General features: G+C 38.6%; 9 protein-coding genes and 1 pseudogene. 2 read left to right on the forward strand and 8 right to left on the reverse strand.

Annotated elements, in window-relative coordinates:
* Positions 1 to 337: 337 nt before the first annotated feature.
* The 7 genes and pseudogenes from M3189_RS21955 to cax all read right to left on the reverse strand — a co-directional run bounded on the left by M3189_RS21955 (position 338) and on the right by cax (position 8,329).
* Complete coding sequence (locus tag M3189_RS21955; RefSeq protein ID WP_251637958.1) at positions 338 to 1,195, reverse strand: malate synthase; 858 nt, start codon at positions 1,193 to 1,195, stop codon at positions 338 to 340.
* Positions 1,196 to 1,588: 393 nt separating this feature from the next.
* On the reverse strand, positions 1,589 to 2,986 hold the full coding sequence (gene rlmD, locus M3189_RS21960; RefSeq protein ID WP_251637960.1) for a 23S rRNA (uracil(1939)-C(5))-methyltransferase RlmD: 1,398 nt from the start codon (positions 2,984 to 2,986) through the stop codon (positions 1,589 to 1,591).
* An 87-nt stretch (positions 2,987 to 3,073) separates the two neighbouring features.
* A complete protein-coding gene (pdaA, locus tag M3189_RS21965; RefSeq protein ID WP_251637962.1) occupies positions 3,074 to 3,880 on the reverse strand; it encodes a delta-lactam-biosynthetic de-N-acetylase in 807 nt (268 codons plus the stop codon).
* Positions 3,881 to 4,041: 161 nt separating this feature from the next.
* A complete protein-coding gene (locus M3189_RS21970; RefSeq protein WP_353057478.1) occupies positions 4,042 to 5,586 on the reverse strand; it encodes a fumarate hydratase in 1,545 nt (514 codons plus the stop codon).
* A gap of 130 nt (positions 5,587 to 5,716) precedes the next feature.
* The gene (locus tag M3189_RS21975) at positions 5,717 to 5,914 is read right to left on the reverse strand and encodes an SE1561 family protein (RefSeq protein ID WP_251637964.1); all 198 of its coding nucleotides are present in this window, start codon (positions 5,912 to 5,914) and stop codon (positions 5,717 to 5,719) included.
* An 89-nt stretch (positions 5,915 to 6,003) separates the two neighbouring features.
* The gene (locus M3189_RS21980; RefSeq protein WP_251637972.1) at positions 6,004 to 6,813 is read right to left on the reverse strand and encodes a YfkD famly protein; all 810 of its coding nucleotides are present in this window, start codon (positions 6,811 to 6,813) and stop codon (positions 6,004 to 6,006) included.
* Between the two features lie 479 nt (positions 6,814 to 7,292).
* Positions 7,293 to 8,329, reverse strand: a pseudogene (gene cax / locus M3189_RS21985) (calcium/proton exchanger).
* A gap of 202 nt (positions 8,330 to 8,531) precedes the next feature.
* On the opposite strand from cax, the gene M3189_RS21990 reads away from it, so the two are divergent.
* Positions 8,532 to 9,707: an MFS transporter gene (locus tag M3189_RS21990; protein WP_251637974.1), complete on the forward strand. Its 1,176-nt coding sequence runs from the start codon at positions 8,532 to 8,534 to the stop codon at positions 9,705 to 9,707.
* Positions 9,708 to 9,885: 178 nt separating this feature from the next.
* Positions 9,886 to 11,802, forward strand: a complete 1,917-nt coding sequence (locus M3189_RS21995) for a heavy metal translocating P-type ATPase (RefSeq protein WP_251637976.1) — start codon at positions 9,886 to 9,888, stop codon at positions 11,800 to 11,802.
* 46 nt (positions 11,803 to 11,848) lie between these two features.
* Here M3189_RS21995 and M3189_RS22000 read toward each other — a convergent pair.
* On the reverse strand, positions 11,849 to 11,943 hold a 95-nt coding region (locus tag M3189_RS22000; protein ID WP_251636430.1), incomplete at its 5' end, for an IS3 family transposase.

Raw genomic sequence — 11,943 nt, forward strand, 5'->3', positions numbered from 1 at the left:
ATGAGTAAGCAGAAAAATATGAAGATTAAATAAGGAGATTGTTTATCAGGGTGTTTTTGATGGGGAGAATGATGGAGCTGCCATTTGTGTCCTACAGATTACATACTATCACATTAGACTCTATATAAATTTAGACTTTTCAGAAGTTATTCAACAATTATGTGAACGTAATATAAATCAGTATTTCACCTTTATCTAGTATTTTGAACTGTAAACCGCACAGAATAAAACGCAGGGATTCAGTATCCTCTGCGTTTTTCTGTGTTGCTGCCAAAATTTAGATATGTGGGAAAAATACATCTGTCCCCTGTCATTCTTATTATCTTTGGGTTAACGTCTACAAACGCATTAATGCGCCATTAGGCTTTGGTAACTCTTGATCTGTTATCTGATTCATTTTACAAAAATGTTCAAAAAATTGTTGTGCCAGCTCTTGTTCCTTTGGATCACTTTTCAACGAAACGATATCTAGCAAAATTTGAGCCATCCATAAATTATCAAAATAACGGTATTTACCTGTATTCCATGTCATTTTTTGGGGGAACTTTTCGTTTACATAATATTTCCAGAAAGGCATCTGTTCCGATTCCTTTTCTGTGAGTTGGAGCCTGAATTCTGAATGAGCAGGAATATATCCATCTTCACAAAGCTTACCGATGAAATCTTCATTCACCATATAGACCCCTAAGATTCGTCTGTCTTTTTCAGGCATGCTGGAATCTATTGTTGTTAACAGGACAGCGCTATTTTGGTGCAAGCGGATGGGTTTGTTTGGTTTCCCCTTGTTATTACCACTTTTTATGACTCCCGAAAAAACCTTCCACTCTGAGAAAGAACTATTCTGTTCTTCTTCTGTTTCACACCAAAAAACCATTTGCGATTCGGGATGTAGTTTATGATTTTTCATAAGCTTTTCATGTTCCAAGCGAAGTTCCTGGTTTTTAAGTTGTAGCATTTTTTCCTCTTCCTTCTTCCATTCTTCCTCCTTTCGTTCCATTTCCCTTTTTTCCATAATCTTTTCAAGTAAATTAGCAACATTTTGATCATGCAGTTTTAGGTGCTTTCCAAATACATCGGGGAAAACAAACTTTTTATTTTCCGATTCGAAGTGTATTTCAATACTAGTATCATTATGTTCAACTATACTCCCCATGCCAAACCGCTCGTGTGTAACTTTCTTATTGATTAGATTCATTATTCTTGGCCTCCTTGTAGAATAAATAACTCGATTACTGTTAGGTAGTAAGTTGAAAATTTTATTCAACTAATTTACCTTTAAAAGCTCACACAACTGTTTGAATTTTTCATCATTTTGAAAAGGATATTAAAAAAACGCATCCATAATTCTAACTGCAAAAAATCACAGCGGAATTTGGAATACGATTGAAAAAAACATATATAAGACTATTATAACATTTTAAAAAAATATTACAAATTTCCTGTTGACAAGATATTTTATCGTAAGGTAAAATGAAGTTTTATTCTATGTAACCTCTTGAAATATCTATAAATTAATGATCATGTAAAGGCAATGGAGTACCCATTATCGCTTCACTTCCCTGAATATGAATAGAAGCAGGTTATTCCCTTATCGGGAGCCTGCTTCTTCTTTTAAAACTATTTGCGATACTACCTCAACATGCGCTGTCTGTGGAAACATATCCACTGGTTGAATATATTTCACTTCATATTTGGCGCTTAATAGTTGAATATCTTTTGCCAAAGTAGATGGATTACAAGAGATGTAAATAAGTTTCTCTGGTGCTGCTTGCAAAATTGTTTGGATTAACTGACCTTCGAGGCCTGTTCTAGGTGGATCCACTATGATGACATCTGGCTTCCAACCCTTTTTCACCCATTTAGGCAAGACTTCATCGGCTTTTCCGGGTACATATTTTGTATTGGTGAAACCGTGTCGCTTAGCATTTTTCTTAGCGTCATCAATCGATTCTGGAATTACGTCCATTCCTCGGACTTCAGCCGCTTGGTCGGCCAGCCATAAACCAATGGTTCCTACACCACAATAGGCATCAACAATTCTTTCCTTACCTGTCAGCGCCGCTGCACTTTTTACTTCATTGTATAGCTTTACCGTTTGAACTGGATTTAACTGAAAGAATGTCCTAGCAGATAGCTCAAATTGCAGGTCCCCCAACGTTTCTTGGATATACTCTTCCCCCGCTAGCGGTAACGTTTCTTCCCCAAAAATAAGCGAGGTTTTTTGCTCATTGATGTTCTGTACGATTGATTTCACGTTTGGAAGTCGTTTTTGGATTTCCTGAATAATCTGCTCTTTTTTTGGCAGTTCGTTTTGATTCGTAATCAGCACAACTTGGAGCTCACCGCTTTGCACCCCTACCCGAGTCACAATGGTTCGAACGATACCTTTCCGTGATTTTTCATTATAAATCGTAATTTTAAGTTCTTCGAGAATTTTCTTAACGGCATTTACAGCTTCATTCGTTTGTGAATGCTGAACGGCACAATGTTCAATATCGATTAATTGGTGAGAGTTTATACCATACAATCCAGCCAGAACCTTACCGTCTCTTCCAGCTAGTTGAAAACTGCTTTTATTCCGATATCCCCAAGGATCTTCCATTCCAATGGTTTCTCGAATATCCAGTTTGTCCACTTGGAGTCTCGTATGTCGTTCAAGTGATTGGATAACAATATCTCGTTTTTCTTTCAATTGCTGGCTATATGCTAAATGCTGCAGCTGACAGCCCCCGCATTGTTCATAGACAGGGCATGGCGCCTGGACCCGATGCGGTGATTGAATACGTATCTTTTTTATCTTTGCCTCAGCAAATTTAGGGTTAATCTTGGTTGCCTCTACGACGACCTCTTCCCCTGGAAGGGCCCCTGGCACAAAGACAACTTGTTTTTTAAAATAACCAACGCCTTCTCCATTAATACCAAGTCGTTTGATTGTTAAAGGAAAGGTCTGTTTTTCTTGTATTTTGATTGATTGATCTGTTTTCATTTTGTTCACTCCAAATTATGCTTCCGTTTGATATCACCGTATTATAGCATTATTTACAGAGAAAAGCCGAATTCATTCGAATTCGGCCTATTTTTTACCAAGTCTTTGGAAAAACGTCGCAATTTTATTCTTTTTCTTAGGAAAATCATCCAGACTTTTGAATTTATAGCCTTTCTTTTTCAAATCTTTAATAACGGTTTCTAAAGCATCAGCGTTATCCTTCGATACGGTGTGTAGCAATAAAATACAGCCAGGATGAATTTGTCTCATTATGTTATCATAAGAATATTGCCATCCTCTTTGCGCATTGGTGTTCCAGTCCACAAACGCCAGTGACCAGAAGACATGTGTATAGCCTTCTTCCTTCGCTATCTGCATGGTTCTCTCACTAAAAACGCCTCTAGGCGGGCGCAAATACTTCATTTTCTTCTGACCTGTTATCTCTTTTGTTTTCTCCTTAACTTTTCTAAGCTCCTCACGAATTCGCTCATCACTGATTTGTGTCATATTGGGGTGATGCCAGGAATGATTTCCAATAAGATGACCTTCATCCACCATCCGCTTTGTCAATTCGGGTTGAGATAATAAATAATGCCCCGTCACAAAAAAGGTTGCCGGCACTTTTTCCTTCTTTAATACATCTAAAACTTGTGCGGTATATCCTGCTTCATACCCATTGTCAAAGGTAAGATAAAGCGTCTTTGAGTCTGGGTCGCCTTTAAAGTAGGCACCGTATTTTTCAAGTATTTTTTCATACTCAGCCCCAGCATCTGGCGGCTGTTCATCTACAGCTTTCTTAAACCCCCAATTGATTGGCTTATTTGGAGCAGACCCATATGTAACCTGGGGCACCATTACCAGCAGCAAACTAAGGATGCACAATAATTTCTTCATCCATGTTCCCCCTATTTTGTTTTTTATAGTGTTTGTTTGTATTTGGGAAACATGTTTAGTATTTTAAGGAAAAAGGATTGGCTAGTGGTAAACAGTCACAAATATCCAAAAATCCAAAAAAAAAAGAGCAGACCCTATATTTGAGTCTGCCCCGCCAACTTTTAGTTAAAAACACGATCCTTAAATTGTGCTAATTTCTCTAATGAGGACTTATCCACATCAGCATGTAAGCTGTTTCCGTGTGAGTCCATCGTTACAACAGCTGTGAAGCCCTCTACTCGGAGGTGCCACATCGCTTCAGGGATACCAAATTGCATCAAATCTACACCTTCAACACCCTTGATACAATCTGCATAATACTGAGCAGCGCCGCCGATAGCGTTCAGGTACACACCGCCATGTTCTTTAAGAGCCGCAAGTGTACGTGGGCCCATACCGCCTTTTCCGATAACAGCACGGATGCCAAATTTCTTCATAATGTCGCCTTGGTAAGGCTCCTCACGAATACTTGTGGTCGGGCCAGCTGCTTTAACATGCCAAACGCCTTCCTTGTCCTTCAACATTACCGGACCGCAGTGGTAAATAACTTGTCCATTTAAATCCACTGGTGAATCATGATCTGACAGGTACTTATGAATGGCGTCACGTCCTGTATACATCATACCGTTAATCTGAACAACATCGCCCACCTTCAATTCACGAATTTGCTCTTCCGTGATGGGTGCTTGTAGCGTGATTACGTCATTCGCACGTGCTGCAGCTGTTTCTTTTTCAGCTTCAGTCTCCGTGAAATCAATGAATTCGCCTTCCTGGTACATCCACTCATTAATTTCTCCAGAATTAGGATCTACACTTACGCCTAAACGGCGGAATGCCCAACAGTTGTACGCAACAGATACATAGAAGCTTGCTGGAATTCGGTTCATAACCCCAACCTTACAGCCTAACAAGGTTGCTTCTCCACCAAAGCCCATTGTGCCGATTCCTAATTTATTGGCATTTTCCAAAACATATTCTTCTAACGCACGTAACTCTTCGTTTGGATTCACATCATCTAAAGAGCGGAATAATTGTTCTTTTGCTAAATCATAACCAGAAGAACGATCGCCGCCAATACCGACACCTATGAAACCAGCGCTGCAGCCTTGTCCTTGAGCCTGATATACAGAGTGCATAACGCATTTCCGAATACCGTCAAGATCACGTCCTGCACGTCCAAGCCCTTCTAACTCACACGGAAGGCTATATTGGATGTTTTTGTTTTCACAGCCACCGCCTTTTAAAATTAAACGGACATCAATGTAATCTTTTTCCCATTGATCAAATTTAATTACCGGTAAGCCAGCACCTAAATTGTCACCGCTGTTTTCACCTGTTAGGGAATCGACGGAGTTCGGACGCAGTTTTCCTTCTTTGGTTGCGATTACAATTGCATTCTTAATGGCTTCTTTTAATTCTAATTGGTTTACACCAACTGGAGTTTTAATTTTAAATGTTGGTAATCCTGTATCCTGGCAAATAGGTGAGACTTGGTCATCTGCCATTTTAATGTTATTGGTAATGGTAGCAAGGCTCATTGCTGCACTTGTTCCTGCGTTTTCCTTTGCCTTTGCTGCACTAACTGCACGGCGTACATCTTTTGGAAGCTTTGTAGAAGTTTCAACTACTAATTTGTACATACTCTCCTGAAATTTCTCGATATTCACCTAAAGTACCCCTTTCCCCTTGTCCGATTCGCAATCTATTTAAAAATTACAACTATTTGACGCTATTATTATACTCCTATAAGCAAATGATTGAAAGATAAAGGTTTTCCCAAAAGAAAAGAGCCTGTAATCATACAGACTCTGGTTCTTCACGGTGATTGAATTCTTTACATTTGTTTTCTAATTCATCAATCATTTTAATTAAGTTGTCGATATCATCAAGATCCGTATCCTCCGGATCGATTGCATCCAATACATCGAGAAACATGTTCAAACGCTGCTTTAAAAAACTAACTTGTGAATTTTTATCATGAGTCGGACTGCCCAAAGTTGATTCTCCCCCTTCTTATCATTATCCTACACTTTCTGCTGCTCTTTTTCAAAAAAAGAACCCCTTATAGGAGTCCTTTCTCCATATCATCTTGGTCTTTCTGCTGCAGCAAAACCAAATGAGACATGATCCTGCACTGGAATCCATGCTCCAATTCCTTGGGAGGTTACATTTTTAATGACGATTATTTTTTTACTACCCTTAAGCATTAAATAAACTTCACCATAGGTGACTTTTCCTTTTTCATTGACTGCAGGTGCGTAGGCATATAAGTACCCTAGTCGATTAACAGGGATATTGTAGACATGGTCATTCTTCGTTCCTGCACCAATAATTGTTTCGAATGCTAGAGGAAGACGTGTTTTTTCCATTGCCTTTAACAGCATCATTTTCTTAACATCCTCTGCATTTGCAATTTTTGCCGTTAGTCCCCCGCGGATAATTTTTTGAGCCTCTTGTAAGTAATGAATTTGATATGGTACTTTGCCGCCGCGATTATCATAGTAGTTTGTATTAATTTTTTGATACTCCCAGTTTGGAGACGTTTCTGTTGATTCGTAATTTAATGGCCATTGGCCAAGGTAGACAATGGCCCGATACCCGATTGCAAACGGTGTGCTGTTAATACTGGACTCATTGAGCATGCGGATTAAATCGGGATTTTCAATCTTAACCTTTGAAGAATCCAGCAGCTTTTTCGTTAACTCACTAGGCTGCAAGGTTGGTAAGTCCTGTGTTGAATTGGGGTACGTATTTTCCTTCGTAATATTACGAACCGAAGCAGGAACTTGGTAGTTAGCAGGTTCCTTTTTTGCATTTGCCTTTTCAGCAGAAGCAGTTGGAAGAAAAGCTAATAGTAATAGCAGTGTTAGTACGACAGGGATAAACTTTTTCACAAAGAAAAACTCCTTTCACTTTATAGCAGTAATAAGTCTGCTCATAGTGTTTTCGGAGTTGAAAACTTTTATCCATTACAGAGAAATTATTTCCTTTCCTCTGATAATAAAAAGCGATAAAATAATGCCATTTGTATCTCCTTAAAAAATAATAATCAGAACATTTACAAAATTTAAATTAACAGTTATAATGTACTTAATCTTAAAAAAGGAGGGCAGTAATCAATCGACGAACCATTTACCATTAAGGAGGTTGGGATTCCACTCATATATGAAAATTCAACACTCGTGTTTTTCAATTATAAATTAAACATGAAGGGTTGGTGATTGATGGGCCCAAGTAAACGCGATTGGTTTTACCTCATATAGCATATGTTTGAAAATTATCGTACATGTCCAATATTTACCCTTACATCAAATTAAAGTAATAAAAGACTCTGTGCCGACCTGGCTCAGAGTCTTTTTGCGTGATTTAAGTTTTAAAGTAGGAAGAATCCTATGCCCATAATAAAATAGGCTGCAAGTAAGGTCAGTCCCTCAAACCAGTTTGATTCTCCGTCGTTCGAGATTACAACCATGAGCAGTACAGAGGTGACCATAGCGATTAATTCAGGTAATGTAAAAACAAGCGGCATCGTTTTCGTAAAAACAGTGAAATAAGAACAAGCACAGGTGCCACAAACATAGCAACTTGTAGGGTTGAGCCAATCGCAATTTCAATAGCAATGTCCATTTTATTCTTAAATGCCATTACGATAGCACTTGCATGTTCGGCTGCATTCCCAACAATCGCAACGATTATTACCCCGATAAAGAGCTCTGTCCAGCCAAATGATTCTGCTACATATTCAAAGGTATGAACGAGGTTCTCAGAGATATAGGCGACAGCTAACGTTGCAATCAATAAAACTCCGATTGCCTTTCCCTTACTCCATTCTGGAACTTCATCATGATGTGCCTCACCATGGTCACTTTGATAAACACCACGGTGGGTAACCAATTTAAAGAATAAGGCAGAGAGGTAGAGCAAAATTAGAATGATAGATATTCCGATACTTAAGGTTAATGTTTTTGACTCATTCATTTCCATTGAAAAAACTTCTGGTATTACAAATGCAACAATGACTGCAAACATGAGCAGACCGGAATTATGGCGTGCATCATGTACATTAAACTTTTGTCTTTTAAATTTTAATCCTCCAATAAAAAAAGATAATCCAGCAACAAGGAGCAGGTTACCGAGTACAGAACCCGTTAAGGATGCAAGGACAACCCCAACTAATCCTTCCTTTAATGCAAAAATGGAAATGATTAATTCCACTGCATTTCCAAAGGTAGCATTTAAGAGACCTCCTACTCGCGGTCCGGCGACTATCGCCAAACTTTCGGTTGCTCTTCCCATATAACTAGCCAGTGCGATAATTGAAACGCAGTAAACAATAAATAATATCATAGTTGGCCAATGCATCAATGTCCCAATTACAGAAAGCGGAACGCCAATAAAAGTTAGCACCATAAATATTTTTCCCACTGATAATCCTCCTAATATCCTAAAAATGAAAATGGATACAAACGCAAAAATTGTATAAAAATTCCCTACTATTTGAGAGTACCCTATTTATACTCCCTTAAACCTCGAAGAATATTTTACTTGCAAATGCCTTATTTTCTCGTTACCATCGAATTGGTATAAATTATCAAACGAACGAGGATCATATATGAATAAAAATTTTCGATTTTGGGTTTTAGTGACAATAGTCGCCATTTCTGGTTTTTCACAAGGAATGCTTCTTCCACTTATTGCCGTAATTTTTGAACAAGGCGGGGTATCGTCCTCCCTTAATGGATTAAATGCTACAGCCCTTTATATTGGAATTCTTCTCGTTTCACCTTTTATGGAGGCACCCCTGCGAAAATATGGGTATAAACCAACAATTATACTTGGCGGCGGGCTTGTGGTGCTGGCCCTTGCACTCTTTCCATTGTGGAAATCCTTTTGGTTTTGGTTTTTCTTACGAGCACTCATCGGGATTGGGGACCATGCCTTACATTTTGCCACACAAACTTGGATTACCTCTTCTTCTCCAACCGAAAAAAGAGGACGGAATATTTCCTTGTACGGCTTATTTTTTGGGATTGGATTTGCAAGCGGTCCTTTGATGACACCACTTGTAAATGTTAATGAGGCATTGCCATTTATAGTTTCCTCTATTTTATGTTTAATCGGCTGGGTATTTGTTTTCACACTTAAAAATGAGTTTCCAGAACAGGAAGTAGAGATCAATTCATTTATAAATACAATTAAACGCTTTAGAAAAACGATGAAATATGGCTGGGTCGCCTTTCTCCCGCCTTTCTGCTACGGTTTTTTAGAATCCTCCCTAAATGGCAGTTTTCCGGTATATGCACTAAGAAGGGATATCGATGTAGCCAGTGTTTCCTTAGTCCTAACCGCCTTTGCGATAGGGAGTATCATCACGCAGCTACCATTAGGTGTGCTTAGTGATTCTTATGGTCGAAGAAATATCTTAATGGTTGTACTTTCCCTAGGTTTTCTTACCTTTACATTAGCGAGCATATTTGAATCTTCCTTTATTGGACTTTTCATCTCCTTCCTTTTATCCGGAATGGTTGTAGGTTCGACATTTTCACTTGGAATCAGTTTTATGACTGATCTGGTTCCGAAGAATTTGTTAGCAACAGGAAATTTGCTATGCGGTATATTCTTTAGCTTAGGAAGTTTGAGCGGTCCCATTATTGGAGGGTTATTTATTCAATTTTTCCAAAAAGTAAGTTTCTTTTATATTATTAGTACGATGTTGCTAACCTTATCCATTATTATTTATGCATTTGGTAAAAAAACCTATTCCATGATTGAGCAACATAACTCTTAAGAATATTTGGGGCAAATTAATTCAATTAACATAAAATTTATGATAAAATAAATTTAATCTAATAATTGTTTTAGGAAGTCCGCTGTCATCTTTATTGATGACAGCTTTCGTGTTTTTTAGGGGTAATGATTTTGATTATTTTTCTCAATTAGATACAGATATGGGAGGGGAAATGAAAATGAGCACTAATGCTAAGAGTTTATCTAAAGTAATACCCAATGTAGGCATCGTAGAAAAAATTAAACCTCACGCAGAACTTATTGCTGCAGGTTTAAGTGGTGTTTTCATCGCGGCAGGATGGATTACAGACAAAATGGGAGAGCACGTTGCTTCAGTTATCTTTTATTTATTGGCTTTTGGGATTGGCGGCTTTGCGAAAGCAAAGGAAGGAATTGAAGCTACCTATGAAAACAAAGAACTTAATGTTGAGATGCTGATGATTTTTGCAGCCGTTGGTTCTGCCATAATCGGCTATTGGACAGAAGGCGCCATTTTGATTTTTATATTTGCTGTAAGTGGTGCATTAGAAACCTATACCATGAACAAGAGCCATAAAGAGATTTCCTCCCTAATGAAGCTTCAACCAGAAGAGGCCCTTCTTATAACTAATGGGATTGAAAGGCGTGTCCCTGTTTCTGAGTTAACAGTTGGCGACCACATTCTCGTAAAGCCTGGAGAAAGAATTCCTTCTGATGGCGTCATTAAGAATGGTCATACGAACATTGATGAGGCTGCTATCACAGGGGAATCGATGCCTGTTTCAAAAGGTCAAGAGAAAGAAGTATTTGCAGGAACGGTAAATTTAACAGGTGCGATTACCGTCCAAACAACCAAAGCTAGTAATGAAACACTTTTTCATAAAATAATTGAACTTGTGCAATCCGCACAAAGTGAAAAATCTCCATCACAGCTGTTTATTGAACGCTTTGAGGGAACCTATGTAAAAACTGTATTAGCTGCTGTTTTATTGATGATGTTCCTCCCTTATTTCCTTCTTGATTGGAGCTGGAATGAATCGTTTTATCGAGCAATGATACTATTGGTGGTCGCCTCTCCTTGTGCGCTGGTAGCATCGATTATGCCTGCCACGTTGTCTGCCATTTCAAATGGTGCAAAACGAGGTATTTTAGTCAAAGGCGGCGTACATTTAGAGAACCTAAGCCACTTAGAAGCAATTGCCTTCGACAAAACGGGTACGCTGACAAAAGGAAAACCTGAAGTTACCGAAATAATTGTGAATGAAAACTTCGATAAGGTGGAGATTTTATGGAAGACAGCATCCATTGAAAATCAATCGAATCATCCTCTTGCACAATCCATCGTCAAGTATGTAAAAGAAAATCTTGATCGCGACCTTGTACATCCTAAAAATCTTGAAGATGTTCCAGGGTGGGGCGTAAAAGCAGAAATAAACGGTGAACAGTGGAAAATAGGTAAAGCTGATTTTGTTGGAAAAGAGGCTGCCCTTACATTCGCATCTGGCAAAGCTGCTGACCTAGCAAGCCAAGGCAATACACTTGTATTTGTGCAAGTTAACGATTGTCTTGCTGCAATGATTGCTTTAAAAGATGTTGTGAGACAAGAAACAAAGCGTGCCATCGACCATTTAAAGAAACAAGGTATTTACACGGTCATGCTGACTGGCGATAGTGAGAAAACGGCTAGTGTGATTGCAGAGGAAAGCCATGTGAATCAGTTCTTCGCTGAATGCCTTCCTGAAGAAAAAGTAGAGCATCTCAAAAAGTTAAAAGAAAAATACAAAACCATCGCCATGGTGGGAGATGGAATTAATGACGCTCCGGCATTGGCCGTTGCAAATGTAGGAATTGCGATGGGAGAAGGGTCCGATGTTGCCCTGGAAACCGCGGATGTCGTCTTAATGAAAAATGATTTACCAAGAATAGCCGAAGCCATTCACCTTTCCAAACGGATGAACAGGATTATTAAACAAAATGTTATCTTCTCCATCACCGTGATCATGATTTTAATTTCTTCAAACTTCTTTCAATTGGTGGATTTGCCATTTGGGGTAATTGGTCATGAAGGCAGTACCATTCTCGTAATTCTGAATAGTTTAAGGCTGTTAAAAAATTAATGAACCGGGCTATCATGATCTGACCCAATAAAGTTAGACAAATATTTTATGCAACCTTTAAGACTTGAGTTCGGTATTCCACTGGACTCAGGTCTTTTAATTTTGCCTTCATTCGTTTGTGATTGTAATAGTGAATATACT

Source organism: Neobacillus niacini (genome assembly GCF_023715415.1).
Lineage (GTDB): Bacteria > Bacillota > Bacilli > Bacillales > Cytobacillaceae > Neobacillus > Neobacillus niacini_C.

Excerpts from the sequence above, each read along its gene's own strand:
- M3189_RS21955 (WP_251637958.1), bottom strand. The coding sequence starts at position 1,195 with ATGAATCTAATCAATAAGAAAGTTACACACGAGCGGTTTGGCATGGGG.
- rlmD (WP_251637960.1), bottom strand. The coding sequence starts at position 2,986 with ATGAAAACAGATCAATCAATCAAAATACAAGAAAAACAGACCTTTCCT.
- pdaA (WP_251637962.1), bottom strand. The coding sequence starts at position 3,880 with ATGAAGAAATTATTGTGCATCCTTAGTTTGCTGCTGGTAATGGTGCCC.
- M3189_RS21990 (WP_251637974.1), top strand. The coding sequence starts at position 8,532 with ATGAATAAAAATTTTCGATTTTGGGTTTTAGTGACAATAGTCGCCATT.
- M3189_RS21995 (WP_251637976.1), top strand. The coding sequence starts at position 9,886 with ATGAGCACTAATGCTAAGAGTTTATCTAAAGTAATACCCAATGTAGGC.